This is a genomic window from Rhodococcus sp. 05-2254-6, assembly GCF_002258565.1.
Classification (GTDB): domain Bacteria; phylum Actinomycetota; class Actinomycetes; order Mycobacteriales; family Mycobacteriaceae; genus Rhodococcoides.
Genome location: NZ_NOZF01000159.1, coordinates 72,835 through 98,724, shown reverse-complemented (window position 1 = coordinate 98,724; position 25,890 = coordinate 72,835). Strand labels below are relative to the sequence as shown.

At 65.1% G+C, this 25,890-nt stretch carries 23 protein-coding genes; 7 read left to right on the top strand and 16 right to left on the bottom strand.

The genetic code is table 11. The annotated features are described in order from the left end of the window. Nucleotides 1-39: 39 nt before the first annotated feature. Both CH256_RS22495 and CH256_RS22490 read right to left on the bottom strand, forming a co-directional pair. Nucleotides 40-627, bottom strand: a complete 588-nt coding sequence (locus CH256_RS22495; RefSeq protein WP_037187885.1) for a hypothetical protein — start codon at nt 625-627, stop codon at nt 40-42. Nucleotides 628-774: 147 nt separating this feature from the next. Then, nucleotides 775-978: a cold-shock protein gene (locus CH256_RS22490; protein WP_005248460.1), complete on the bottom strand. Its 204-nt coding sequence runs from the start codon at nt 976-978 to the stop codon at nt 775-777. Between the two features lie 391 nt (nt 979-1,369). Between CH256_RS22490 and CH256_RS22485 the strand changes: the two genes are divergently transcribed. Continuing rightward, on the top strand, nt 1,370-3,739 hold the full coding sequence (locus CH256_RS22485) for a DEAD/DEAH box helicase (RefSeq protein ID WP_179272183.1): 2,370 nt from the start codon (nt 1,370-1,372) through the stop codon (nt 3,737-3,739). A gap of 266 nt (nt 3,740-4,005) precedes the next feature. Here the strand turns inward: CH256_RS22485 and CH256_RS22480 are convergent, their stop codons facing one another. Continuing rightward, on the bottom strand, nt 4,006-4,773 hold the full coding sequence (locus tag CH256_RS22480) for a FadR/GntR family transcriptional regulator (RefSeq protein ID WP_094670592.1): 768 nt from the start codon (nt 4,771-4,773) through the stop codon (nt 4,006-4,008). A gap of 157 nt (nt 4,774-4,930) precedes the next feature. On the opposite strand from CH256_RS22480, the gene CH256_RS22475 reads away from it, so the two are divergent. Further along, on the top strand, nt 4,931-6,580 hold the full coding sequence (locus CH256_RS22475; protein ID WP_218829152.1) for an L-lactate permease: 1,650 nt from the start codon (nt 4,931-4,933) through the stop codon (nt 6,578-6,580). A 52-nt stretch (nt 6,581-6,632) separates the two neighbouring features. Then, nucleotides 6,633-7,895 carry an alpha-hydroxy acid oxidase gene (locus CH256_RS22470; RefSeq protein WP_094670590.1) on the top strand — a complete coding sequence of 421 codons (1,263 nt, stop codon included), beginning with the start codon at nt 6,633-6,635 and terminating at the stop codon, nt 7,893-7,895. 180 nt (nt 7,896-8,075) lie between these two features. Here CH256_RS22470 and CH256_RS22465 read toward each other — a convergent pair whose 3' ends face one another. From CH256_RS22465 to ssd, 7 genes are all read right to left on the bottom strand, one after another. Next, nucleotides 8,076-8,441 carry an Rv3654c family TadE-like protein gene (locus CH256_RS22465; protein ID WP_094670589.1) on the bottom strand — a complete coding sequence of 122 codons (366 nt, stop codon included), beginning with the start codon at nt 8,439-8,441 and terminating at the stop codon, nt 8,076-8,078. Further along, a complete protein-coding gene (locus tag CH256_RS22460) occupies nt 8,438-8,749 on the bottom strand; it encodes a TadE family type IV pilus minor pilin (protein WP_068054152.1) in 312 nt (103 codons plus the stop codon). The genes CH256_RS22465 and CH256_RS22460 overlap by 4 nt, the downstream gene beginning before the upstream one ends. 23 nt (nt 8,750-8,772) lie before the next feature. Next, entirely contained in the window at nt 8,773-8,976 is a 204-nt protein-coding gene (locus CH256_RS22455) for a DUF4244 domain-containing protein (RefSeq protein WP_068054150.1), read from the bottom strand. Nucleotides 8,977-9,039: 63 nt separating this feature from the next. Then, complete coding sequence (locus tag CH256_RS22450; protein WP_256989514.1) at nt 9,040-9,612, bottom strand: type II secretion system F family protein; 573 nt, start codon at nt 9,610-9,612, stop codon at nt 9,040-9,042. Beyond that, entirely contained in the window at nt 9,609-10,388 is a 780-nt protein-coding gene (locus tag CH256_RS22445) for a type II secretion system F family protein (protein ID WP_094670587.1), read from the bottom strand. The genes CH256_RS22450 and CH256_RS22445 overlap by 4 nt, the downstream gene beginning before the upstream one ends. Next, complete coding sequence (locus tag CH256_RS22440; RefSeq protein ID WP_094670608.1) at nt 10,385-11,569, bottom strand: TadA family conjugal transfer-associated ATPase; 1,185 nt, start codon at nt 11,567-11,569, stop codon at nt 10,385-10,387. Before CH256_RS22440 ends, CH256_RS22445 begins: the two co-directional genes overlap by 4 nt. Continuing rightward, nucleotides 11,566-12,681, bottom strand: a complete 1,116-nt coding sequence (gene ssd, locus CH256_RS22435; RefSeq protein ID WP_094670586.1) for a septum site-determining protein Ssd — start codon at nt 12,679-12,681, stop codon at nt 11,566-11,568. The genes CH256_RS22440 and ssd overlap by 4 nt, the downstream gene beginning before the upstream one ends. A gap of 334 nt (nt 12,682-13,015) precedes the next feature. Between ssd and CH256_RS22430 the strand changes: the two genes are divergently transcribed. After that, the gene (locus CH256_RS22430; protein WP_373454860.1) at nt 13,016-13,861 is read left to right on the top strand and encodes an HAD family hydrolase; all 846 of its coding nucleotides are present in this window, start codon (nt 13,016-13,018) and stop codon (nt 13,859-13,861) included. 397 nt (nt 13,862-14,258) lie between these two features. On the opposite strand, the gene CH256_RS22425 is transcribed toward CH256_RS22430, so the two are convergent. The 5 genes from CH256_RS22425 to CH256_RS22405 all read right to left on the bottom strand — a co-directional run bounded on the left by CH256_RS22425 (nt 14,259) and on the right by CH256_RS22405 (nt 20,334). Further along, nucleotides 14,259-15,005 (bottom strand): oxidoreductase, encoded by a 747-nt coding sequence (locus CH256_RS22425; protein WP_068054137.1) that lies wholly within the window; start codon nt 15,003-15,005, stop codon nt 14,259-14,261. A gap of 29 nt (nt 15,006-15,034) precedes the next feature. After that, nucleotides 15,035-16,708, bottom strand: coding sequence for an ABC transporter ATP-binding protein (locus CH256_RS22420; protein ID WP_094638622.1), 1,674 nt, complete (start codon nt 16,706-16,708; stop codon nt 15,035-15,037). Between the two features lies 1 nt (nt 16,709). Then, nucleotides 16,710-17,648: an ABC transporter permease gene (locus tag CH256_RS22415; protein WP_094670585.1), complete on the bottom strand. Its 939-nt coding sequence runs from the start codon at nt 17,646-17,648 to the stop codon at nt 16,710-16,712. After that, a complete protein-coding gene (locus CH256_RS22410; protein WP_094638620.1) occupies nt 17,641-18,564 on the bottom strand; it encodes an ABC transporter permease in 924 nt (307 codons plus the stop codon). Before CH256_RS22410 ends, CH256_RS22415 begins: the two co-directional genes overlap by 8 nt. Before the next feature lie 147 nt (nt 18,565-18,711). Then, nucleotides 18,712-20,334, bottom strand: coding sequence for a peptide ABC transporter substrate-binding protein (locus tag CH256_RS22405; RefSeq protein ID WP_094670584.1), 1,623 nt, complete (start codon nt 20,332-20,334; stop codon nt 18,712-18,714). Nucleotides 20,335-20,778: 444 nt separating this feature from the next. Here CH256_RS22405 and acs point away from each other — a divergent pair, with 444 nt between their 5' ends. Next, on the top strand, nt 20,779-22,749 hold the full coding sequence (gene acs, locus CH256_RS22400) for an acetate--CoA ligase (RefSeq protein WP_094670607.1): 1,971 nt from the start codon (nt 20,779-20,781) through the stop codon (nt 22,747-22,749). A gap of 67 nt (nt 22,750-22,816) precedes the next feature. On the opposite strand, the gene CH256_RS22395 is transcribed toward acs, so the two are convergent. Further along, on the bottom strand, nt 22,817-24,187 hold the full coding sequence (locus CH256_RS22395; protein WP_179272182.1) for an MFS transporter: 1,371 nt from the start codon (nt 24,185-24,187) through the stop codon (nt 22,817-22,819). Nucleotides 24,188-24,437: 250 nt separating this feature from the next. Here CH256_RS22395 and CH256_RS22390 point away from each other — a divergent pair, with 250 nt between their 5' ends. Both CH256_RS22390 and CH256_RS22385 read left to right on the top strand, forming a co-directional pair. Further along, complete coding sequence (locus tag CH256_RS22390; protein WP_068054119.1) at nt 24,438-24,932, top strand: phage holin family protein; 495 nt, start codon at nt 24,438-24,440, stop codon at nt 24,930-24,932. Nucleotides 24,933-24,954: 22 nt separating this feature from the next. Continuing rightward, nucleotides 24,955-25,887: an alpha/beta fold hydrolase gene (locus CH256_RS22385; RefSeq protein ID WP_068054113.1), complete on the top strand. Its 933-nt coding sequence runs from the start codon at nt 24,955-24,957 to the stop codon at nt 25,885-25,887. Nucleotides 25,888-25,890: the final 3 nt, after the last annotated feature.

Below are 25,890 nucleotides of genomic sequence, written 5' to 3'. Positions count from 1 at the left end.
TACGTCGGCCAAATACTCGCAGATCAGTCACAGATCGTTCTACTCGGCGTGGGGCCAATTGGTACGTGCGTCCACGTTCTGTGGAGCCTCGCCGACGTTCTCGGTCAGTCGCAACAGCCGACGTCGACCGGTGATTCGGAGGCCAGGATTGGATCCGCGCGTGCCGATGAGCGTCGGCGCGATACCCGCGCGCATCAGTGACTGAGCCAGGACGGCGTGCGTCTCCGGCGCATGGGGATCGAGGCCGAGCACGTAGCGCTCCCCCTCGGCCTCGGGACGACCCGATGCGAGCACCCAGGCGCGCAGTTCACGGGAACCCGGTACCCAACCGGGCGGGACGGCCTTGACAGCGCCCTTGGTCCACAGAGACGCCAATGCAGACAGTTCGGGCACCGACGCGGTACGCACCAGTGGTCTGTCCTCTTCCGACCGACCGAGCTCCGGCGTCAGACCGCATTGCTCGATGAGTTCGGCGATGGCATCCGCGCGCCACTGCGCGTCGACCACGACGGAGATACGGGCCGCACCCGCCGAGGTGACGACATGCCCGGTGGCAGCCAGCAGCCCGCTGAGATCGGTCACCGCGGGCGGTAACGACTCGGCAGAGAAGAAGGACAGCTGGTTCACAGCATGGACATTAGGACATCGGCGTCCGCGCTCACGGCTTTCGACGCTCCCCGGTGGTTCGCCCGAACGAAACATCCCCCTTTCCCATCGCCTGTAGTAGGCCGATGGGAAAGGGGGATGAGTATCTCGACTCCGAAGAGAAGAGAATCAGACTGCGCGAACGCCCGTGGCCTGAGGACCCTTGGTGCCCTGTCCGACCTCGAACTCGACGCGCTGGTTCTCCTCGAGGGTGCGGAAGCCGCTGCCCTGGATCTCGGAGTAGTGAACGAAAACGTCAGCGGAGCCGTCTTCTGGTGCGATGAATCCAAAGCCCTTTTCGGCGTTGAACCACTTCACAGTTCCCTGTGCCATGCTTTTCCTTCTCTTTCTAACACCGGATTCGATGGAGCGCACTTTCGGTCCATCGGGCCGGTTCCGACCGCTGCACTTTCTACGAATCCCCCTCAGGATTCCCCCTGACGGACGAGCTCTTCCAGTACCGCGCCCGCAACATTAGATCCTGCGAGCGTAGAACGAACACAGAAGCTGCGACCGCGTCAAGTGAACCATGAACTCCGCGTTCGCAACAGTCGAAAGTCGACCGTTTTCGAACATTTTGTCCGTGTTGTAGAAACGGACAACATCCGACAAGCGAATTGCTGCTCCCACCAGGGCGCGAAGGAGCTGAGCAGGTCCCCGCTAGCATGGGGTTGTCGCGAACAGCCCGACGGCGCTTGTAGATCGAACGAATGCATGGAGGCCCGTGAGCGAGAAGAATCCGCTGGGCGGTGCGGAGGCCGGGAGCTACGGGCAGCGGTTGCTGGATCGAGTATTGGCGGGATCGCCTGCGAGCGAGAGCCCGTTGACCCACGTCGCCGAACTGCCGGCACGCGCCTCCCAGTTCTCCTCCTGGCCGTCGTGGGTGGGCCCGGAAGTGGTGCAGGTGATCACCTCTCGTGGGATCTCACAACCCTGGACGCATCAGGCAAGTGCGGCAACACTCGCCGCCGAGGGCAGTCATGTGGTGCTCTCGACCAGCACCGCGTCGGGTAAGTCGCTGGCGTATCAACTCCCCATCCTCACGACGCTGTCCGCCGACGCCCGGGCCACCGCGCTGTATCTGGCCCCCACCAAGGCCCTCGGTGCCGATCAGCTGCGCACCACGATCTCGATCACCGACGAGTTGCGTTCGGTGTCAGACGAACTCGCCGAGGTGTTCCCGAGTGCGTACGACGGCGATACACCGATCGAGATTCGTCAGTGGGCCCGCGCGAATGCGCGCTGGATCTTCACCAATCCCGACATGCTGCATCTCGGCATCCTCGGCTCGCATGAGCGGTGGTCGCGATTCCTCCGCAACCTCCGCTACGTGGTGGTGGACGAATGCCATTACTACCGTGGCGTTTTCGGATCCAATGTCGCGCTCGTGCTCCGCAGGCTACGACGCCTGTGCGCACGGTACGGAGCATCGCCGGTGTTCGTTCTCGCCAGCGCCACGACCTCCGAACCCGGACGCGCCGCAAGTCGACTCATCGGAGCGCCGTGCGCGGAAGTCACCGAAGACGGATCCCCGCACGGAGCCCGCACCGTCGCACTGTGGGAACCACCACTACTCAAAGAGATCACCGGCGAAAACGGAGCTCCGGTAAGGAAATCCGCAGGTGCGGAAGCGTCGCGCATCATGGCCGACCTACTGGTGGAGGGCGCGCGAACTCTGGCATTCGTGCGGTCCCGGCGCGGAGCCGAGGTGACCGCGCTGGGGACCCAGAGAATTCTCGCCGACGTCGATCCGCAATTGATACGACGCGTCGCCGCCTATCGCGCAGGGTATTTGGCCGAGGATCGGCGCAAACTCGAATCCGATCTGTCCGACGGCACGTTGCTCGGCGTCGCCACCACCAATGCGCTCGAACTGGGCGTCGACATCGCCGGTTTGGACGCGGTGATCGTCGCCGGCTTTCCCGGCACCGTCGCGTCGTTCTGGCAGCAGGGCGGCCGGGCCGGTCGACGCGGGGAGGGCTCGCTACTGGTGCTCGTTGCGCGCGACGATCCACTCGACACATATCTGGTGCATCACCCGGCGGCTCTGTTGGACAAGCCCGTCGAGGCGACCGTCACCGACCCCACCAACCCGTACATCCTGGCTCCGCAATTGCTCTGCGCTGCAGTCGAACTACCGATCACCCTCGTCGAGGCCGAGGAGCTGAGCGCGGAATCGGTGCTCGAGGAACTCGAACTGAAAGGCTATGTGCGCAAGCGTCCGCACGGGTGGTTCATCACTCCCGAGGGGCAGCAGTTGTCGCCGCACGGTGCGGTGAACATTCGCGGCGGCACCGGGGTGCAGGTGGCCATCGTCGACGGCGAGTCCGGTCGCATGCTCGGCACCGTCGACGGCGGCAGAGCGCCCGCCACCGCCCACCCGGGTGCCGTCCACATTCACCAGGGTGAGTCGTTCGTGGTCGACGACCTCGATCTCGATGCCGGCCTCGCACTGGTGCACGCCGAGCAGCCCGAGTGGAACACCTCGGCCCGCGAGATCACCGACATCTCGATCACCGCGGTGCACGAATCCGTCGACTACGGCGAAGTACGCGTCGCACTGGTGCAGGTCAACGTCACCCATCAGGTCGTCGGATATCTGCGACGCCTCCTCTCCGGCGAGGTACTCGACTCCATCGAACTCGACATGCCCGCACAGACACTCGACACCAGAGCCGTCATGTACACCATCACCCCGGAGTTGCTCGAGCACAGCGGAGTTCCGTACGAACGATTCCCCGGATCACTGCACGCGGCCGAGCACGCCGCCATCGGGCTGCTGCCCCTGGTGGCGACGTGCGATCGCTGGGACATCGGCGGAGTGTCGACGGCTCTGCACCCCGACACCGGCCTGCCTACAGTGTTCGTCTACGACGGATACGACGGCGGAGCAGGCTTCGCCGACCGCGGTCACGTGGCCATCGCCGATTGGCTCACGGCCACCAAAGACGCCATCGTCTCCTGCGAATGCCAGACTGGTTGCCCCTCCTGTGTGCAATCACCCAAATGCGGAAACGGCAACGATCCATTGGACAAAGACGGTGCTGTTCGAGTGTTGACGGCGGTACTGGCGGCCATCACTCGGGAGGGTTGAGTCCGGGGATTCCGATTCAGCGCCGGTCCAGTGATGGTCCAGCGCCGGTCCAGTGACGGTCCAGCGATGGGCGCAAACGCGCGCGCATTCGCTGAACGCGTGCAAAATCGGCTGCTGAACGGGGCTATATCGCGCGCACCTGACAAACGCGCGCGCATTCGCGGTCGCTGGGCGCAAGGCGCGAACTCACGGGCGTACAGCGGAATCCGTTACCTGCACAACGACATTCGTAGATCCGCGGGTACGCGAACCTGCGACAGCCGATGCTACGTCGGTTCCGGGCTGTTGCGAATGAACAGGGACGCAGCGGACGACCGGATGTGTTGTTCGGCCGACTTCATTGCGAGCTCTGCGTCACCGGCTTCGACGGCCGCCAGAATCTGCCGGTGTTCGGTATTCAGCTTGTCGGCCAACGAGTCCCAATCCTCGATCTCCAACAGCGCGGCGAGGATGGGCGCACGCATCGACTCCCGGATTGCTGCGGTGAGGGACGCGACGAAGTCGTTACCCGAGGCCTCGGCCAAGGCGATGTGAAAGTTCGTGTCGGCGTCGTTGAAGACCTCTCGGGTGACACCCCGCGCTGCCATGATTTCCACGGCGGCCCTCGCCTGCGCAAGCTTGTTCTGATCGGGGGCCACCGCGGCAAGGTGAACACTTGCCCGCTCGAGCGCAACTCGCGTGCTGATCAAGTCATCGATCCGAAAGTTGGTCAGCGCGACGTGCAGGCGAAGGAGACGTGTGAGTGCCGGCCGCGGCAGTGCCGCAACGAAGGTGCCGGCTCCGGGACCGGAACCCGGTGACGACCGCAGAATTCCACTGCTCTCGAGGACGCGCACGGCTTCACGGACCCCAGCCCGGCTGACGTCGAGCTGAGCTGCGAACTCCCGCTCGGGCGGCAGCGGATCCCCGACGCGGAGATCACCAGCCATGATGCGCTCCTCGATTGCGTCGATGACCAGCTCGTGCGCGCGGGCGCGCCGGACCGGCTTCCACGAAAGCGTTTCGTTATGCGTCCGTCCAGCGTCGTCTGCCATAGCGATCATCCAACCAGAAGTTGGTCTGTGCCTCGAGCCTCTTGACCCCATTGAGTGTGATCCATATCATTCTCTGTGTGGTCAGACCTCACACACCTTGAAGGTCTTGAATGGAGTAGCTGTGTACACACCCGATCTCGCACCGCTCGCGGACAGCATGGGATTGTCCGCAGCGGTGGCTTGCCTGCCGCTGTTGACGGTCTTCGTCACGCTCGGACTTCTTCGGTGGAAAGCCCACTTCGCCGGTCTGGCCGGGCTCGTCGTCGCATTGGCGGTGGCGGTTCTGGCCTACGACATGCCGGTGAACCTGGCCGGACTGTCGGCAACACAAGGCTTCGCCTTCGGGTTATTTCCCATCGTGTGGATCGTGATCTGTGCGATCTGGTTGTACGAGTTGACCGTGACGAGCGGACGATTCGACGACCTGCGCCGCATCATCGATGCCATCTCCGACGATCCGCGTATCCAGGCGATCATCATCGCGTTCGGCTTCGGCGGGCTACTCGAAGCCCTCGCCGGATTCGGTGCTCCCGTCGCCATCACCGGTGTCATGCTTCTGGCCATCGGTTTCGCTCCGATGCGCGCAGCCGTCGTCGTGTTGCTCGCCAACACCGCGCCGGTTGCCTTCGGTGCCATCGGCATTCCGATCCTCACCGCCGGAAACTTGACGGGAATCGACTACCACGAGATCGGCGCGTACGTGGGTCACCAGACCCCGTTCATCGCCCTGTTCGTACCGCTGTTCATCGCGTTCCTCACCGATGGTCGACGCGGCGTCGCCCAGACGTGGCCGGTCGCACTGGCCGTCGGTGTCGTGTTCGCCGTCGCGCAGTGGGTCAGCGCAACCTGGATCTCGGTCGAGTTGACCGACATCATCGCCTCACTGGCGGGCATCGCCGCAGCAGTCGTGGTTCTGCGGTTCTGGAAGCCGACCGGATCCGATGAGGCGCGCGAACGCATCCTCCTGGCCAGAGATGCCGACCTCGATTCGGGGAGCTCCGGCACTGCGCCGATCACGCCTGCGCCGGTCGCCACCCGCACCATCGAGGCCGCGCCGCTGACGACCCAACGAGTGTGGCTCGCACTGTTCCCGTACCTGCTCGTCATCGCGGTGTTCTCCATGGCCAAGCTGTGGTCCCCGGTCGCCGGGTTCCTCGCCTCGACCGACATCGCCGTACCGTGGCCCGGTCTCGACGGCAACATCCTCACCGCCGCCGGTTCCCCCGCCACCACCACCATCTACAAGTTCACCTGGCTGTCCACGCCGGGAACACTGCTCCTGATCTGCGGTGTCATCGTCGCCGCCGTCTACCGCGTCAGCGCTCCCGACGCCGCCCGGCTGTTCGGAAGCACTCTGATCAAACTCCGATTCTCCGCACTCACGGTGGGCGCGGTTCTGGCGCTCGCCTACGTGATGAACCAGTCGGGGCAGACCATCACCATCGGAACCTGGATTGCCGGCACCGGCGCATTCTTCGCCTACCTCTCCCCGATTCTCGGGTGGCTGGGAACCGCGGTCACCGGCTCGGACACCAGCGCGAACGCGTTGTTCGCGACGCTGCAGCAGACTGCAGCGATCAACGCCGGCATCGACCCCACCCTGCTGGTCGCCGCCAACACCTCGGGTGGTGTGGTGGGAAAGATGATCAGCCCGCAGAATCTCGCCATCGCTGCTTCCGCGGTGGGGTTGGTCGGGCGGGAGTCCGAGATCTTCCGAAAAGTCATCGGGTGGAGCCTCGGCCTGCTGCTTGCGATCTGTCTCCTGGTCGGACTCCAGAGTTCGGTACTGGCCTGGATGCTCCCCTGACCCGTCGTCCCCACCACTCACCACAATCAGCCCACAGAATCGAGAACGTGACATGCCCATCACCCGGCAGATGCCCAAAGCTACCGATTTGCGCGAGGTCCTCTCGTTCAAAAAGCCCGATCTGAACCTGCGTCGCCGACGCCTCAGCGCCGCACTCACCATCGACGATCTCCGCACCATCGCACGTCGACGCACCCCACGCGCAGCATTCGATTACACCGACGGTGCCGCCGACGCCGAGATCTCGCTCTCGCGGGCTCGACAGGCCTTCCGTGACGTCGAATTCCACCCCTCGATTCTGCGGGACGTCTCCCACGTCGACACCTCGACGACGGTGTTCGGCGGACCGTCCGCGCTCCCGTTCGGCATCGCACCGACGGGATTCACTCGCCTGATGCAGACCGAGGGCGAATACGCCGGTTCTGCCGCAGCCGGAGCTGCCGGAATCCCGTTCTGCCTCTCGACCCTGGGCACCACGTCGATCGAGGACGTCAAGGCCACCAATCCGAACGGACGAAACTGGTTCCAGCTCTACGTCATGCGCAACCGCGACATCTCGTTCGGGCTGGTCGAACGCGCCGCGAAGGCAGGCTTCGACACCCTCCTGTTCACGGTCGACACGCCCGTCGCCGGGTCACGACTGCGCGACAAGCGCAACGGATTCTCCATCCCGCCGCAGTTGACCGCGTCGACGATCGCCAACGCCATCCCGCGGCCCTGGTGGTGGTGGGACTTCCTCACCACGGCCAAGCTCGAGTTCGCATCGCTGTCCTCTACCGGCGGCACGGTAGGAGAGCTGCTCAATTCAGCGATGGATCCATCGATCTCGTTCGAGGATCTCGACGTCATCCGAGGGATCTGGCCTGGCAAGCTGGTCGTCAAAGGTGTTCAGTCGGTGGCGGATTCGGTCCGTCTCGCCGAACTGGGAGTCGACGGAATCATCCTGTCGAACCACGGAGGCCGACAACTCGATCGGGCCCCCGTTCCCTTCCACCTGCTGCCTCAGGTGGTGAGCGAAGTCGGCTCCGATTTCGAGGTCGCCGTCGACACGGGAATCATGCACGGTGCCGATATCGTCGCCTCCATCGCGATGGGAGCGTCGTTCACGCTCGTCGGCCGGGCCTACCTGTACGGCCTGATGGCCGGAGGGCGAGCCGGCGTCGACCGCATGATCGAGATCCTGCGCGAAGAGGTAGTGCGCACCATGCAACTGCTGCAGGTCAATTCACTCGCGGAGCTCACACCGGAGCACGTCACCCAACTCACTCGATTCGCTCCTCTACATTCCGGGGCCCGCACCTTCACGACGCGCTGACCGCTGTAGGCCGGGGTTCGTGGCCAGGGTTCGACGCAAACGCGCGCGCATTCGCTGAACGCTCGCGAAATCGCTGGCCAGACGAGGCGAATCCCCGCGCACCTGACCAACGCGCGCGCATTTGCGAATTCGGCCAGCGGGCGAGGCGGACCGGGGCGGGCAAGCGGGCCGACCCGCCCGTCACCCCGGACCCGCCCGCGCCGAGGCGATGGCGTCGGACATTCCGAAGCGACCGAGGAACACCGGTTGGCCCACCGTCACGATCACGTCCCAGTCGGCGATCGTGCACTCTCGCAACACGGTCCCCATTCGCCCCGCCAAACCCCGCGCCGTCTCACACGCATCGGCCACTCCACGATCGAGGGCCCCCGCCCCGGCCAGCGCCGCGAGATCGGCCGCCGACTGCGCCTGATGCCGAGCACCCACCGCCGAGCCGACGTGCATCACCATCACCACGACAACGATCAAGGCCGACATCGCCAGCGCCGCCAACACCGTCGCGCCACCTTCGTCATCACGCAGCACCCTCCCGAAAGCGAGCCTCATTCCGCGGCAATCGGTTCCGCAGCAGCAACCGCCTCAGCAGACAACGTCAACCCAGGCAGCGGACTCGCCACTTCCACCCGCGCGACGAAGAACTCCCCGTCCTCGGTCACCGTGATGCGAGCCCCCTCCGGCGCGACCCTCTCCCCCACCGAGACAGCCCGGTTCGTATCCCCTCTGGCCGCCAACCGCGCTGCCTCCCTGGCCGCATCGACGCAGCCGATGTGCATCGTCACCGACACGATCGCCCCGATACACACCACGATCACCGCGACGATGGACGCGATCGCGAACGCCGCCTCCACCGTCACGGCACCGTCGTCATCGGTCAGGCTCAGACGGCTGTGTTCAGCGCTCGATCGATGATCCCCGTCAACGCCGTGACGATGCTGTCGCCGGTCACCACCGTGTACAGCACCGCCCCGAACGCCGCGGCCGCGATGGTCCCGATCGCGTACTCCGCGGTCGACATGCCATCGTCCTCCACTCCGAACAGAACGATTCGAGTCTTCAACTCCTGCAGTGCGTTCTCGATCATCTCGATTCCCCTCCCTGATCTCCGACGCGGCATCTCCGCATCGGAATTCTGTGTGCGCGGCGGTCACAGCAGACCGCCGCCCAGTACGTTGCCCGCCAGGCCGATCACCACGGGGATGATGCCGAGGCAGATGAAGGCCGGCAGAAAGCACAGACCCAACGGCCCGCTGATCAGCACACCCGCGCGTTCGGCCGCAGCGGCCGACGCGTCCTCGGCGCGAGTTCGTTGTGTCGCAGCGAGTTCCGTCATCGCCGACGCCATGGACGACCCGGCCCGGGCAGATCGGCGGGCCATCCTGGCCAGCGCCTCGGTCTCTGGATCCTGCGCGACGGCGTCCCACGCGGTCGCGGCGTCGGCACCGAGTTCGAGCAGATCGGCTGCCTTGCGGAGCGCGATACCGAACGAGGTCGGAGCGGAATGTGCCGCTGCCGCAGCGGCGGTCGATATCGGCAAGCCCGACCGCAGACAGGCGGCGAGCAGATCGAAGGTCGTGGCCACCGCGAGCGGGTCGGGTGTCGGCGTATCGACGGTGTCGGTGTCCGCCCGGCGCTCGGATGCCAGCCTGTGCAACCCACCCGAGACCGAGGGCAGCGTGATCGATGCCGTGGCCAGACACAGAACCGCCACCCACATCACGTCGTCACCTTGCCGGTGATCGCATCGGTCCACAGCAGTCCCGCACAGCCCAGCGCCGTGCCGATGAGCAGCAGCATTCCGCCGAGCCCACCGCCGAGCAGAATGTGCAGCGGATCGGCTCCCATCAGCTGACCGAGAGCCACTCCGAGAATCGGCAAACCAGCCAGCACCAGCGCGGTGGCACGGGCACCGGCGAGCGATGCGTCGGTTCGTTCGCGAAACCGTCGGCGTCCCAGCATGTCCTCGCGGACGGCATCGAGCAGTTCGGCGAGCGCGAGCCCGTGCTCGTCTGCCACTCTCCACGCGGCGGCCAGCCGGCCGAGCTCGGCGTCCAACAACGAATCGGACGAGGCGATACCGTCCGCAGCCATGCCGCCCAGTCCGGAGCGCGATGCCGCACCGCGCAGTGCCGTCGACGCGATGCCGCCGCACTCGTCGGCCGCGACCGCGCTGGCCGTGGCCGGATGGGATCCGACGCGCAGCTCGCCGATGACCACCTCGACTCCGGTTGCGAGCCAGTTCAATTCGTCGGCACGCCGGTCACGTTCGAGTCGCCGGCGATTACGACGCCATCCGGTACCGCCCGCCACCGCTGCTGCGCTCACGGCCCAGATTCCGCCGAACCACCACGCCGCCCCTGCCGCAAGCAGAACGCAGCAGGCCGGCACCAGCCATCGCGGCGCGGAGGAAGCCGCCCGTTCTTCACCAGACAACCGACGGAAACTGCTCGGCCACAGGGCAACCGCGAGGGCGAGGACCATCACCGACGCCGTCATCGCGCGTCACCGCAACGGCGGTCGAGCAGTTCGAGGAGCCGACCTTCGCCCGGCGTCGCGTCGGCAGTCACCGACCAGGCCGCCGCGATGTGCACTCGGCCGGTGGGATCGACGTCGACCACTCCGATCTCACGTAGCCGTCGAGTACCGTCGGAGCTGCGGTGGACGTGCAACACCACTTGGACCGCAGCGGCGAGTTGGCTGTGTAGCGCGTCTCTGCCCATTCCGCCCAGTGCCGCAAGGGCTTCGAGTCTGGCCGGTACCTCGGCCGGGGAATTCGCGTGAATGGTTCCGGCTCCGCCGTCGTGACCTGTATTGAGTGCCGTCATCAAGTCGATGACCTCGGCACCGCGCACTTCACCGACCACGAGACGATCGGGTCGCATTCGCAGGGCCTGACGCACCAGCTGCCGCACCGATACTTCACCCACGCCTTCGACATTGGGTGCGCGGGCCACCAGTCGGACCACGTGCGGATGAGCCGGGGCCAACTCGGCGGCGTCCTCGACGCAGACGATCCGTTCGGCCGGATCCACCTCGCCCAACAGTGCGGCCAAGAGCGTAGTTTTTCCCGCGCCGGTACCGCCGACAACGAGAAATGCCAGGCGGCCGAACATGATTCGACGCAGCAGCTCGTACCCGTCTGCGGTCACGGCTCCCGATGCACGGAGCGCAGCGAGTCCCTGCGTCGCGGGTCGCAGCACCCGAAGCGAGACACACGTTCCTCCGCTCGCCACCGGTGCCAGTACCGCGTGCAGGCGGACGCCGAAGGCCCCCTGCCCGACGCCCGGCAATCGACCGTCGACCCAGGGCTGCGCGTCGTCCAAGCGGCGGCCGGCCGACAACGCGAGTCGCTGCGCCAAACGACGTACGGCAGCCTCGTCGGCGAAGCGGATACCGGTGCGCTTGAGTCCGCGACCACGATCGATCCACACCTGATCCGGTGCGGTGACCAGCACATCGGTCACTCCGGGCTCGGACAGCAGCGGCTCCAACGGCCCCGCACCGGTCAGCTCGGTCTGCAGAACACGAAGGGCCGCAAGCATATCGGTGTCGCCGATCACCCCGCCTGCTTCCGCTCGAATCGCCGCGGCGACGGTCGCGGGAACCGGAGCATCGGCCGATGCCGCCAGGCGATCACGGACGCGGTCGAGCAGATCCGCGGTGACGACGGCGCTCATGCCGCCCACCGCTGACCACCGGGCTTGTGCGCGAACGTATCGAGCACAGCGTCGGCTGCCGCGGCCAGCGGCGAACGTCGGCCCAGCACAAGTCCTCCTCGTTCGAGGCGCTCGGCCAACGCGGGCTCGGCGCGCATCGAGGTCAGCAGCGGAAGACCGAGGGCGACGGCGATGTCGTCTGCCCTCAGCCCACCCGGCGCAGGCCCACGAACGACCAGGCCGACGTTGGCGTTTCGATCCACGACCTGCGCTGCCACCGCCTCAGCCGACGTCACGGCTCGCAGTTCGGCCGGAAGTACCAGCACGACGAGATCCGCCGCGGCGTACAGGGCGTCGGAGACGTCGCTCGGATGGCGCGGAGCGTCGGACACCACCAGATCTCCCGCTGCGCGTCCTGCATCGACCACAGCCGCCACTGCAACGGCCGAGAGTCCGGCACCCCGGTCCTCGGATCGGCCGAGCGCCAGCACCGACAACCCGCCGCGGGAAGGCAGCGCCCCGTGCAGAGCGTCGCCGGAGACTCGGCCGCCTTCGACGACCAAGCCGGACCATCGCAGACCCGGAGCGTTCTCCCAGCCGAGTAACAGGTCGAGGCCGCTGCCGTACCGATCACCCTCGACGAGGAGGGCACGTCGGTCCGAGCGGCTGCTGCGGAGTCCGAGTGCGGCAGCGAATGTCGATGCGCCCGCGCCGCCGCGAGCGCCGACCACGGCGATCACTCCACCGTCTCCCGACGGCACCGATGCGGGTTCGCCGAGTATGCGCACGAGTGCGTCTTCGTCCTGCGGCAGGGAGATCACATGCTCGGCACCGACGGATGTGGCGATGCGCCAGTCGTCGAGTGTCGGTTGCTCGTCCGTGACCAGAATGACGCCCGAGCGTCGCGGAAATCCGGACGCCAATGCCGTCTCTGCGGACTCGAAATCGACCAAAATTGTTCCGAGTCGGTCCCACATCGACCGAGCCGAACCGATACCGACCAGTAAGTTCTGCTCTTCCACAACACAATCCGCGGCCGCGGCTATTCGATAGACGTCCTCGCGGAGTCCGCGAAGTTCGATCGACATCGCCACAGTCGGGTGCGCGATTCGCTGTCGCGGGTCCGTTTCCATGCGCCAAGCCTGCGTGAGAATCTGCTCGAGGTGCGCGCGACTTGGGAAAATGTGGATAGATCGGGGCCTGTGGATGAATACCGGTACTGCTGTACCAGTTTTTGCCCCGACCCGGAAAAGAGGACGACCCTCGCCAGGGGGGGAGGAGGCGAGGGTCGTCTGGTTCAGCCCCGGGGGGTCGGGCTGAACACCGCCCGGAATGAACCGGGCTCATAGCAAATACTACACCCGTGGACTTCCTTGTTTGCAAGTTCAACCGTCGCTTTTTCTCGACGGTTTCGGACCGAGTCCGCCAGTGGCGCCGCGCAACATCCACCGGTCACCACCGGCCACTATGGTGACAAACGTGACCCAGAGCGCGAGCACCGACGACGCCCCGGCCGGCCGACGCGCAGCGCGCGTCGCGGCATTCTTCGACCTCGACAAGACGATCATCGCCAAGTCCAGCACGTTGGCATTCAGCAGACCGTTCTTCGACCAAGGACTCATCAACCGGCGCGCCGTTCTCAAGAGCAGCTACGCCCAGTTCCTGTTCCTGCTCTCCGGAGCCGATCACGACCAGATGGAGCGCATGCGCGCACACATCGCGAGCATGACCGCCGGCTGGGACGTCGAACAGGTACGAGCAGTCGTCGCCGAAACCCTGCACGACATCGTCGACCCCCTCGTGTTCGCCGAAGCCGCCGACCTGATCGCAGACCACAAGCTCCGCGGCCACGATGTGGTGATCGTGTCGGCGTCCGGCGACGAGATCGTGCACCCCATCGCAGAACTCCTGGGTGCCGATCACAGCATGGCCACCACGATGGTGACCGTGGACGGCAAGTACATCGGCAAAGTCGACTTCTACTGCTACGGCGAGGGCAAGGTCGACGCCATGAACTCCCTGGCCGCGCAACATGATTACGACTTGGCGTCGAGCTACGCGTACTCGGACTCGATCACCGACGTGCCGATGCTGCGCGCCGTCGGGCATCCCACGGCCGTCAACCCCGACCGAGCGCTGCGCAAGGAAGCCGCGTCCCGCGGCTGGCCGATCCTCACGTTCTCCAACCCGGTCTCGCTGCGATCACGGATCCAGACCCCGTCCGGCAAGACCGTAGCGGCAAGTGCGGCAGCAGGTTTCAGCGCTCTTGCGGCCGGCGCGATCACCTACGGACTGCTCCGAAGAAAAAGATGACGCTCAACCCCTTGATGTGAGGCGCGTCACGGGGTACAAATGACGTACGGAAGAACGGAAGGCCAAGAACGAATCGGAAGAGAAGATTCGCTCTCCCGACCGGGATTCCCAGCACGGACACCAGGCACCCACGCGGAGCGGCCACCTAATGGCAGAAGCGCTGTGGGCCTGCGAGATTCGTCGATGATCAGCAAGAACCCTGCACCGGTTGCAGGGATGACCTCATCACCGTCGAACCCTCGCCGAGGCCACGTGGTTTTCCATCACAGCCCACCTGAGCACGCTTGGTAACCAGGCGCTCCGTGCTAACGGGCGGCGAAGTCGACGCAAGTCGGCATCGCCGCCCTTTTATGTGCTCGCTGCTGCAGGCTCCGCTCGCGGCCCTTTTATGCGCTCGCTACACCGCGGCTTCGGCAATCGAAGTCGCCTCTGCCGCACCGGCTTCGAAGGCTCCACAGCACAGGATCACCCAACTCCCGACGCCCGTCGCGGTGCCCTCGGCGAATCCGGTCGCGCCGTCCCGGTAGGCATTTGCTCGACGCATCCAGCTCACTTCCGGCACTCCAAGGTTGTGGGGGTCGAAGCCCGACGACGCCGCCACCAGTCTCGATGCAGCCCGCGCAACGATGCCGTCGGCCGATCCGAAAGCTTTGAGCGTCAACAACTCACCGTGCACCACCGCCGCGATCACCGGAGCGGGTGCAGAGGTTCCACCGGTCACGAGCTGAGCGAGCAGATCGAGTCGCTCGCCGACCCCCGAATCACCGCGCGGACGACCGAGCGCGGAGGCGTCGTCGACGAGATCTGCAGCTGCCAACAAGTGGAGTCGAGCCAGGGTCTGCAGCGGAGCGCGCTTCCACGTCGAGAGCGTGTTCTGCAGGGCGTCGCCATCGAGGGCGGCCGCGACTCTAAGCGCGCCCGCGAGCACGGGGTCACCTTCTTCGCCCTCGCGGGGGAAATCCATCGACCCGCCCTCGAGTGACGAGGACGAGCGGGCCGCACGGACCGCGGCCTCGGCCGCGGTGGCCGGCCAGCCACGACGGTTGGCCTTGTGTCGATGCACCGCGCCGAGAGCGTCACGCGCCCGTTCGGCGGAGTCGACAACTCCGGGCAGTTCCAGCAGCGGGGCGAGGGGGTCCGTCACGACAGACGACGGTACCCCCTCCCCCACCCCTACTTTGCCCCTGCCGCCAACAGCTCGGCGCGGGCCTGGCGACGCTTGGCCTGTTCGGCCGGATCGGGCACCGGGACGGCCGCGAGCAACCGCTTGGTGTACTCGTTGGTCGGACGACGCAGAATCTGATCCGTCGTACCGAACTCGGCGAGTTTGCCCTTGTTCAGCACCGCTATGCGCTTGGCCAGTACCTCCACCACAGCGAGATCGTGGCTGATGAACAGGCACGCGAAGCCGTACTCACGCTGTAGTTCCTTGAACAGCTCGAGCACCTTGGCCTGCACCGACACGTCGAGTGCGGACGTCGGTTCGTCGGCCACCAGCAGCGTCGGCTCCAGCGCGAGCGCCCGGGCGATACCGACGCGCTGACGCTGCCCACCGGACAACTGGTGGGGGTAGCGGTTGCGCATGGTCCGCGACAGGTGAACCCGGTCGAGCAGTTCCTCGACCTTTCGATTTCGGTCTGCAGCACTGTGCTCGGTGTGCAGCAGCATCGGCTCGGCAATGGACTGTCCGATCGGCCAGCGCGGGTTCAACGACGAACCCGGATCCTGGAACACGATGCCGACCTTGCTTCGCACCGACCGCAGTTCGCGATTCGACAGGTTGGTGATGTCGACGCCTGCGATCGACAACGAGCCGCCGGTGAGCTTGTTCAGTCCCACCACGGCCTTGCCGATCGTCGACTTGCCCGAGCCGGACTCGCCGACGAGGCCGACCACCTCACCCATCTCGATGTCGAGGCTGACCCCGTCGACGGCCCGGAACACGGTGCGGCCCGGGTACTCGATGACACCGTCGACGATGCTCAGTGCCCGGGTCTCCTCGACGGCACTGGGCTCGGCGATCTTCCCGGCGGTCACGGCCTCGATGCTGCTACCCAGGTGCGGAACCGAGGCGAGCAACTGCTGCGTGTACGGATGCGATGCGTTCTTGAATATGGTTTGCGCAGCGTCTGTTTCGACGATGACGCCGTCCTTCATCACCGCGATGCGGTCGGCCATGTCGGCCACCACACCCATGTCGTGGGTGATCAGGACGATCGACGCGTCGATGCGGTTACGGAGATCGCGCATCAGGTCGAGGATCTCGGCCTGCACCGTCACGTCAAGCGCCGTGGTCGGCTCGTCCGCGATCAGCAGCGACGGATCCGAGGACAGCGCCTGGGCGATCATGGCACGCTGACGCTGACCACCGGAGAGCTGGTGCGGGTAGAAGTTGACCCGCGTCTCCGGATCCGGCATCTCCACGAGCTTGAGCAGCTCGACGGCCCGCGCTTTCGCTTCCTTCTTCGACAGCGAGGTGTGCGCGCGGATGGCCTCGGTGATCTGCCAGCCGATCGAGTACACCGGATTGAGCGCCGTCATGGGCTCCTGGAAGATTACAGCGACGTTCTTGCCGCGGATGGGTGCGAGCTGCTTCTCGGGCAGCCCGACCAGCTCTTTCTCGCCCAGCTTGATACTGCCGGACACCCGCGAATTATCGGCCAGCAGGCCCGGGACGGCCATCGCCGTCGTCGACTTACCGGATCCGGATTCACCGACGATGGCGAGAACTTCACCGGAGGCGACCGTGAACGAGACGGTATCGACCGCCTTGCGCCAGACCTTCTCGACCTCGAACTCGACCGTCAGATCGGTGACGCTCAGAACCGTGTCCTTCTGAATACTCATGTCAGTTCCGTTTCGGATCGAGTGCGTCACGGAGTGCGTCGCCGAGCATGATGAACGCCAGCACCGTGACGGAGAGGAACGCGGCCGGGAACAGCACCAGGTGCGGTGACGTGAGGAACCTGGCTTGACCGAGGTTGATCTGTAGGCCCCAGGAGATCTCGGGGGCTTGCAATCCGATTCCGAGGAACGTCAATGTCGCCTCGGCCGCGATGAACGTACCCACCGAGATCGTGGCGTAGATGATCACCGGGGCCAGCGCGTTGGGAAGGATGTGTCGCACCAGAATGCGGTAGGTCGACGCTCCCAATGCCTGTGCCGCCTGGACGTATTCACTGTTCTTGATGGAGATCACCGACGATCGCACCAGGCGCATCGCCGTCATCCAACCGAAGGCCACCAGGGCCAACGACACGGTGAAGATGGTGCGCTGGGCGGTGACGGTGAGCAGGATCAGAGCACCGAGCAGCAGCGGAATCCCGAAGAACACGTCGGTGAAGCGCGCCAGGATGCTGTCGATCGCACCGCCGAAGTAGCCGGCGAGAGCACCGATGAGGACGCCGATGATCAGCACGCCGATCACCGAGAGCACACCGATCGACAGCGAGATCCGCGTACCGTAGATGACGTTGGCGTAGTAGTCGCAGCCCTGGATGTCGGTGCCGAACCAGTGTGCTGCACTGGGTTTTTGACCGGAATCGGACAGCGAGCACACTCGCGGATCGATGCCGCGGGCGAACAGCTGCGGGAACACCGCCATGACCAACAGCACCAACAGCAGGAACGTGCCGATGATGAAGAACGGGCTCTTGCGCAGGTACTTCCACGCGTTGCCCCACAGGCTGGCCTGACCGACCAGCTCGACGGCCTCGCCGGTGACGACGTTTCCGGGCTGGCCCTCGTCCGCGGCGTGCTGAGCTGCGCTCGAATCTTCTTTATTCATAGCGAATCCTTGGATCGAGAACCGCGTAGAGAACGTCCACCACGAGGTTGAAGAAGATGTAGAAGAACACGAAGAGCGTCACGATGCCGACGACGACCGCACCTTCCTGACGGGCGAGACCGTCGTAGATGGCGCGGCCGAGCCCGGGCAGGTTGAACACCGTTTCGGTCACGATGGCACCGCCCAGCAGACCACCGACGTCGGCACCGATGAAGGTGACAACAGGAATCAGCGAGTTGCGCAACGCATGTCGAACGATGATGCGCCGGTTGCTGATTCCCTTCGACTTCGCGGTGCGGATGTAATCCGCGGCCATCGACTCGGCCACCGAGGTGCGGGTCAGACGAGCCACGTACGCCATCGACAGCGATGCGAGCACCAGGCCGGGAAGCAGGTAACTCGACCAGCCGTCGTTGATGCCGGAGATCGGGAAGAGCCCCAACTTGAGACCGAGGGTGAACTGGGCGATGAAGCCGAGAACGAACACCGGCACCGACACCAGCAGCGTCGTCGAGATGAGCACGAGGTTGTCGAAGAAGGATCCGCGCTTGAGGGCGGCGAGCACGCCTGCAGCGATGCCCATGATCGTTTCGATGACGACGGCCACGATGGTCAACCGGACTGTCACCGGGAGCGCCCGCTCGATGGTGTCGAGAACGGGGCGTCCGGAGAAGTCGGTACCGAAATCGCCCTGGAAGAAGCCGGCGATGTACTTGAAGTACTGCACGAACAGGTTGTCGTCGAGGTTGAACTCGTCTCGCAACTGGGCGACGACGCCCGGGGCGAGGGGGCGATCTCCGGCGAGGGCGCGGATGGGATCACCCGGCAGCGCGTAGACCATCGCGAAGATCAAGAACGAGGAGCCGATCAGGACGGGAATCGTCAGCAGTAATCGGCGAGTGATGTAGCGACCCACTGTGTGTCTTCTCCTTGAACAAGGGACGAACCTGCGCCTCGGGTCTTGCCGGCGCAGGTCGGTGTGGGGCGGATGTGCCCCACGGTTGAACGAGACCCGGTGGGTGACAGCCCATCACGCTCGGCTGACACCCACCTGGGTGTGTCGTCAGCTGACTACGACGTCCTCGAGGATGATGTTGCCTCGGTTGTCGATCTTGACGTCGGAGACGCGATCGGACCACACAGCCTGGTTCAGGCCGTAGAACAGCGGAGTAGCGGGCATCTGGTCGATCAGGATGTCCTCTGCCTTCTGGTAGTCCGCGGTTGCAGCGTCGATGTCTGCAGCGTTGTTGCCTTCGGCAAGCGCGGCGTCGAATGCCGGATCGTTGAAGAAGACGTAGTTGCTACCTGCAGGCGGGGTTGCGGCTGCCGAGTACAACGGGGAGAGGAAGTTGTAGATCGACGGGTAGTCCATGATCCAGCCCGAACGGAACGGGCCGGTCATGCCCTGAGCGTCCTGCAGCGGCAGGTACTGCGCGAACTGGAGGTCACCGCGCAGTGCGTAGTTCACGCCCAGGTTGTCACGCAGCTGGTTGCCCACGGCGGTCATCCACGAGTCGTGGCCCGCACCGGCGTTGAACCACAGATCCACCGGCTGGCTGCGGTCGAATCCGGCCTCGTCGAGCAGACGGTTGGCCTCGTCCGCGTTGAGCTCGCAGTTGGCACCGCAGGCGTCCTCGCGGTAGCCGTCGACGACGGGCGATGCGAAAGATCCTGCCGGAGTGCGGGTATCGGTGAAGATCGCGGTCGCGATGGCCTGGCGATCGATGGCCATCGAGAATGCCTTACGCACGTTCGGATCCTGGAATCGCGGATCGTACGTCGGGAAGCCGAGCGAGGTGATATCGGGACGTGCGCGCTCGCCGTACCGGTCACCGAACGTGTCGCGGGCAGTGGCCCATGCGTCCTCGGGGAGGTCGAGCATGACGTCGAGTCCGCCACCCTGAACGTCGTTGTAGCCGGTGCTCACCTCGGTGTAGACCTTGAAGTTGACGCCTGCGGACTGTGCCGCATTGTCGCCTGCGTAATCGTCGTACTTGGTGACGGTGAATCCCTGTCCGGGAACGAAGTCCTCGTCGGCCTTGAACGGGCCGTTACCGATCGGGCGAGCGCCGTAGGCGTCGGGGTCGGCATAGAACGCCTCGGGCAGCGGGTCGAATGCGGTGTATCCCAGCGTGAGCGGGAAGATCGCGAACGGTCCGTTGAGCTTGACGGTGAAGGTCGTGTCGTCGACGACGTTCAGTCCGCTCAGTTCGGTCGCGACGGGCTCGGCGGTGTCGCTGCCCTGCAGGTCTGCGTAGCCTTCGATGTTCTCGAAGAAGTAGGAGGCACCGAAAGCGTTGGTACTCAACGCGTTGTAGCTCCAGGCTTTGGTGTAGGACTCGGCCGTGACGGGGGTGCCGTCGTGGAAGGTCCAGCCGTCCTTGAGCTTGACGGTCCAGGTGGTGTTGTCCTCGGACTCGACGGACTCGGCAACTCCGTTGTACTCGACGCTGTTGTCCTCGTCGTTGAACGTGACCAACGGAGTGAAGAGCGCCTCGAGAACCTGGCTGCCCTCGCTCTCGGTGGTGTTGCCCGGAATCAGCGGGTTCTCGGGCTCGCCGATGTAGATGCTGTAGATACCGTCGGCGCTACCGCCGGAGCTCGAGCCTCCGCCGCCACAGGCGGCGAGCAGGCTCGCACTCATCAGCACAGCCGTGGTGACTACCGCGGCACGTTTGATACGCAAGAAAATCCTCCATCCAGATGTGAACACGGGGTCGTCCGTGCTCAGTTCCTCGGGCGCGACGCCCGGGGATTCGTGGGCGACCGCATGGCACGGCAGGTGGGCCGTTCCAACGATCTGATGGGATGGACTTTAGACACATCCTGAAACGAACATGTGAACTCCCCCAGATTTTGCTGACCCGTGAGTAAGCCGGAAACATGATCGAAACGTTTCGGCAAGTCGATTTCTCACAGTTCGGACATCGGCGTCGCCCGGGGTGCACGCCGGCGGTCCCGATTACCGCCCAGCGTGCAGAAACTACCGATCACCGCAGATCAGGGGGTTGCAGGCGATTGCAACGGTGCGATTGCCATCACATGTGACTACCCTCACAAGGGGCTCGAGACAGGCACGGAAGTGCAGTTTCATGAGCGAAATGCACCGGACGAAAGTGAGCTATTCGAGATGACGACCAGTACCTCCGGAACCGACGAGACCGCGGTTGCCTCCTACGCGCCCTCGGCCGAGTTCGCCGCTCAGGCCAACGCCGGAGCCGACCTCTACGCCGCCGCGGAGAACGATCGACTCGGCTTCTGGGCCGAGCAGGCTCGCCGACTCCACTGGCACACCCCGTTCACCGAGGTACTCGACTGGTCCGACGCCCCCGTCGCCAAGTGGTTCGCCGACGGCGAGCTCAACGTCGCCTACAACTGCGTCGACCGCCACGTGATCGATGGTCACGGCGACCAGGTGGCCATCCACTGGGAAGGCGAGCCCGGCGACAGCCGCGACGTCACCTACTCCGATCTGCTCGCCGACGTCAGCCAGGCCGCCAACACCCTGACCGAACTCGGCCTCGTCTCCGGCGACCGCGTCGCGATCTACATGCCCATGATTCCCGAGGCCATCGTCTCGATGCTCGCGTGCGCCCGCCTCGGACTGACCCACTCCGTCGTCTTCGCCGGCTTCTCGGCCACCGCGCTGCGCTCGCGCATCGACGACGCCGAAGCCAAACTCGTCATCACCACCGACGGTCAGTGGCGACGCGGCAAGCCCGCTCCCATCAAGGACACCGTCGACGAGGCCGTGGACGGGGCCGCCGGCAGTGCATTCGAGAACGCTGCCGCGTCAGTCGAACACGTGCTCGTCGTCAAGCGCACCGACTCCGAGGTCTCGTGGACCGACGGACGCGACCTGTGGTGGCACGAGACCGTCGCGAAGGCGTCGAAAGAGCATGAGGCACAGCCCTTCCCGGCCGAGCACCCGCTGTTCATCCTGTACACCTCCGGTACGACGGGTAAGCCGAAAGGCATCATCCACACCTCCGGCGGCTACCTGACGCAGACCTCGTACACCCACCACAACGTCTTCGACCACAAGGCAGGCACAGACGTCTACTGGTGCACCGCCGACATCGGCTGGGTCACCGGACACTCCTACATCGTCTACGGCCCGCTCTCGAACCGCGCCACCCAGGTCGTCTACGAGGGCACGCCCAATTCGCCCGACGAGCACCGGCATTGGAACGTCATCGAGAAGTACAAGGTCTCGATCTACTACACCTCCCCCACCCTCGTTCGCACATTCATGAAGTGGGGCAAGGAGATTCCCGACGCCCACGACCTGAGCTCGATCCGCCTGCTCGGCTCCGTCGGCGAACCCATCAACCCCGAGGCGTGGCGCTGGTTCCGCGACGTCGTCGGCGGCGGCACCGCACCGATCGTCGACACCTGGTGGCAGACCGAGACCGGCGCGATCATGATCTCCCCACTGCCCGGCGTCACCTCCACCAAGCCCGGCTCCGCAATGACCCCGCTACCGGGCATCTGCGCCAAGATCGTCGACGACGACGCCAAGCCACTCGGCAACGGCGGCAACGGATATCTCGTCCTCGACGAGCCCTGGCCGTCGATGCTGCGCGGCATCTGGGGCGACATGGACCGCTACAAGGACACCTACTGGTCCCGCTACGCCGAAGAAGGCTGGTACTTCGCCGGTGACGGTGCCAAGTACGACGAGGACGGCGCACTCTGGGTCCTCGGCCGCGTCGACGACGTCATGAACGTCTCGGGCCACCGCATCTCCACCTCCGAGGTGGAATCGGCACTGGTCACTCATCACAGTGTCGCCGAGGCCGCGGTGGTCGGTGCCGCCGACGACACCACCGGTCAGGGCATCGTCGCATTCGTCATCCTGCGGGCCGGCGAGGAGAACACCGGCGACGCGTTGATCGCGGAGCTCAAAGCTCAGGTCTCCAAGGAGATCTCACCGATCGCCCGACCACGCGAGATCTCCATCGTGCCCGAGCTGCCGAAGACGCGATCCGGCAAGATCATGCGTCGCCTACTGCGCGACGTGGCCGAGGGCCGCGAACTCGGCGACGTCTCCACCCTCGTCGACCCCAAGGTGTTCGAGGCGATCAAGAAAGGCCGCTAGCGCTCAGCGCAGGTGAGCGGAAACTCGACCCCTGCTCCGAGTTTCCGCTCACGTGCGGCGCAGCCGCTCACACGCTGTCGAGCGACTGATCCCGTGTTTCTTTCATGATGATCAACGAGATCAGCGTCAACGCCGCGGCGATGGCGAGGTAGACGCCCACCCAGCCGACGCCGTAGCTGCTCACCAGCCAGGTGGCGATGAACGGGGCGACTGCGGCCCCGAGGATCGACGCGGTGTTGTACGAGATTCCCGAGCCCGTGTAGCGCACGTTGGTCGGAAACAGTTCGGGCAGAACGGCACTCATCGGTCCGAAAGTCAGACCCATCAGGCCGAGGCCGACGCACATGAACACCAACATCTTGCCTGCCGACGCGGACGCCGGATCTGCGAACCAGTGGAACGACAGTCCGAACATTACGATCGCCGTGGTGATGACGATGAGCGTGGGACGGCGGCCGTACTTGTCGGCGAGCAGTCCGGCGACCGGAATCAGAGCCGCGAAGAACAGCACGGCGATGAGCTGCAATTCCAGGAAGTCGGTGTACGGAATGGCCAGCTTGGGCCCGTTGACGTCGGAGACCTTGCCCGTTCCGTAGCTGACCACCCACGTGGTCATGATGTAGAAGAGCGTGTAGGTGGCGAGCATGACGAAAGTACCGATGATCAGCTGACGCCAGCTGGTCTTGAACACCTGAGCCAGCGGAGTCTTGACCTTCTGCCCACGCTCGACGGCCAACTTGAACACCGGCGTTTCCTCCAGCTTGAGCCGGACGTACAGCCCGATGATGACCATGATCGCGCTGAGCAGGAACGGGATTCGCCAGCCCCACGTCAGGAACGCGTGGTCGGTGCCGGAGTTCGCAGAATCGTAGCCCGTCGCGATGACGATGAGCAGGAAGATGCCGTTGGCGAAGAAGAAGCCGATGGGCGCGCCCAGCTGCGGGTACATCGCGGCCCAGGCTCGCTTGCCCGGCTTCGCGGTTTCCGTCGCCAGCAATGCTGCACCGCTCCACTCACCACCGAGACCGACGCCCTGGGTGAAGCGCATGATCGCCAGCAGGGCCGGTGCCCACAGACCCACCGCGGCGTACGTCGGCAACAAGCCGATCGCGAACGTCGCGACGCCCATCGTGAGCAGGGAGCCGACGAGGGTCGCCTTGCGTCCGATGCGATCACCGAAGTGGCCGAACAGAATCGACCCGACGGGCCGCGCGATGAACGCCAGACCGAAGGTCGCGAACGACGCCAGCAGCGCCGTGGTGTCGTTGCCCGCGGGGAAGAACAGACGCGGAAAGACGAGTACAGCGGCGGTGGCATAGATGTAGAAGTCGAAGAATTCGATGGACGTGCCGACCATCGAGGCGATCACGATGCGTGACCGCGGCACCTGAGGTGCGGGAATTGCGCCGTCGGGCGCGACGGCGTGTGCTGAACTCACGGATGCTCCTGAAAGGGGGAAGTTCCCTGCAAATTACCTGATGAACACCTGAGAATTTCACGACCCGGGCGTGTCCGGTGCCCGATCGCGCAAGATCGGCGAGTTTGCGGGAGGCGGTACCGAGGTACGCGTCCAAACGAGGGCCGAGCGTCGCTCGCCCTTCGCGGAACAGTTAATCTGCTACCCAGGCACTACTGTCGATACGATCTTCCGCACAACACCGAGCAGAGCGATTACAAGGGGTCGAGAGTTGAGCGTCAGCAATGACAAGGGATACGGAAACGGCGTCCCGAACACGATTTCATCGATACCTCTGACCGATGTCGATGCCCGCACCCCTGGTAGCGCCAGCATCGGAAACCTCGTCAAGGACGCCACCACCCAGGTCTCGACGCTCGTGCGCGCCGAAGTCGCCCTCGCCAAGGCCGAGGTCACCGGTGAGGTCAAGAAGGGTCTGCAGGGCAGCGTCTTCTTCATCATCGCCCTGACGGTTCTGCTGTTCAGCACCTTCTTCTTCTTCTTCTTCGCGGCCGAGCTGCTCGACGTGTGGCTCTACCGTTGGGCCGCATTCCTCATCGTGTTCGCGTTCATGGTGTTGGCTGCGGCGCTGTTCGGATTCCTCGGCTACCGCAGGGTCAAGAAACTGCGCAAGCCCGAGAAGACCATCGACTCGCTCAAGCAGGCGTCGACGGTGCTGCCGAACCAGCACGATTCCATCCCCGGGGTTCCCGGCTACAAGAAGTAGTAGCCCGGGCGAATCGAGCAGTATGAATCAGCCCGATCCGTCCACGGTCCGGTATCCGGGACAGTGGATCCATCGCGACATCCACGCCAACGGAATCCGGTTCCACGTCGTCGAGGTCGGCGAACATGCACCGGACGCACCGCTGGTGGTCCTGCTGCACGGCTTCGCCGACTTCTGGTATTCGTGGCGACACCAACTTGCCGCACTCGCTCGGTCCGGCGTCCGGGCAATCGCCGTCGACCTGCGCGGTTACGGTGACTCCGACAAGCCCCCACGCGGATACGACGGGTGGACACTGGCCGGCGATATCGTCGGACTGGTTCGCGCTCTGGGATACCCGCACGCCACCTTCGTCGGTCACGCCGACGGCGGTCTCGTCTGCTGGGCCAGTGCGGCGTTGCACCCCCGCTTGGTGAGCTCGATGGTGCTGATCAACGCACCGCACCCCATCTCGCTGCGGCGAGCGGTGTTGAAGGATTCGGCGCAACGCGCTGCGTTGCTACCGCATTTCGTTCGCTACCAGGTTCCGCTGCGCCCGGAGAGGCTGCTGACGCGCCGAGGCGGAGCTGCGGTGGGCGAGTTGATGAGCAGCCGCGCCGGGTCCGCGTGGAAGAACACCGAGGACTACGCCGACACCGCAGCCAAGATGAGCTCGGCCATCCGGATTCCGGGTGCTGCGCACTGCGCGCTCGAATATCAGCGCTGGGCATTCCGCAGCCAGTTCCGCGCCGAGGGACGCCGCTTCATGGCCGCCGTGGACGTACGTACCTCGATTCCCGTCGCGCAGATCAGCGGCGACCTCGACCCGTACGTGCTGCCCACCACCCTCGATCGCGATCGGCACTGGGCACCGGGACTGACGCGTCGAACAGTGCGTGACGTGGGGCATTACGTCCACCAGGAAGCACCCGACGTGGTGTCCGAGGAGATCCTGCGAGTCGTGCACGAAATCTGAACG

What these genes read in the sequence shown, in the direction of transcription:
- CH256_RS22430 (WP_373454860.1), top strand. Translation starts at nt 13,016, where the DNA reads ATGGTGACAAACGTGACCCAGAGCGCGAGCACCGACGACGCCCCGGCC.
- CH256_RS22420 (WP_094638622.1), bottom strand. Translation starts at nt 16,708, where the DNA reads ATGAGTATTCAGAAGGACACGGTTCTGAGCGTCACCGATCTGACGGTC.
- acs (WP_094670607.1), top strand. Translation starts at nt 20,779, where the DNA reads ATGACGACCAGTACCTCCGGAACCGACGAGACCGCGGTTGCCTCCTAC.
- CH256_RS22445 (WP_094670587.1), bottom strand. Translation starts at nt 10,388, where the DNA reads ATGACGGCGTCGGTGATGGTCCTCGCCCTCGCGGTTGCCCTGTGGCCG.
- CH256_RS22480 (WP_094670592.1), bottom strand. Translation starts at nt 4,773, where the DNA reads ATGGCAGACGACGCTGGACGGACGCATAACGAAACGCTTTCGTGGAAG.
- CH256_RS22470 (WP_094670590.1), top strand. Translation starts at nt 6,633, where the DNA reads ATGCCCATCACCCGGCAGATGCCCAAAGCTACCGATTTGCGCGAGGTC.
- CH256_RS22440 (WP_094670608.1), bottom strand. Translation starts at nt 11,569, where the DNA reads ATGAGCGCCGTCGTCACCGCGGATCTGCTCGACCGCGTCCGTGATCGC.
- CH256_RS22490 (WP_005248460.1), bottom strand. Translation starts at nt 978, where the DNA reads ATGGCACAGGGAACTGTGAAGTGGTTCAACGCCGAAAAGGGCTTTGGA.
- CH256_RS22475 (WP_218829152.1), top strand. Translation starts at nt 4,931, where the DNA reads ATGGGATTGTCCGCAGCGGTGGCTTGCCTGCCGCTGTTGACGGTCTTC.
- CH256_RS22465 (WP_094670589.1), bottom strand. Translation starts at nt 8,441, where the DNA reads ATGAGGCTCGCTTTCGGGAGGGTGCTGCGTGATGACGAAGGTGGCGCG.
- CH256_RS22415 (WP_094670585.1), bottom strand. Translation starts at nt 17,648, where the DNA reads ATGAATAAAGAAGATTCGAGCGCAGCTCAGCACGCCGCGGACGAGGGC.
- CH256_RS22385 (WP_068054113.1), top strand. Translation starts at nt 24,955, where the DNA reads ATGAATCAGCCCGATCCGTCCACGGTCCGGTATCCGGGACAGTGGATC.
- ssd (WP_094670586.1), bottom strand. Translation starts at nt 12,681, where the DNA reads ATGGAAACGGACCCGCGACAGCGAATCGCGCACCCGACTGTGGCGATG.
- CH256_RS22455 (WP_068054150.1), bottom strand. Translation starts at nt 8,976, where the DNA reads ATGATCGAGAACGCACTGCAGGAGTTGAAGACTCGAATCGTTCTGTTC.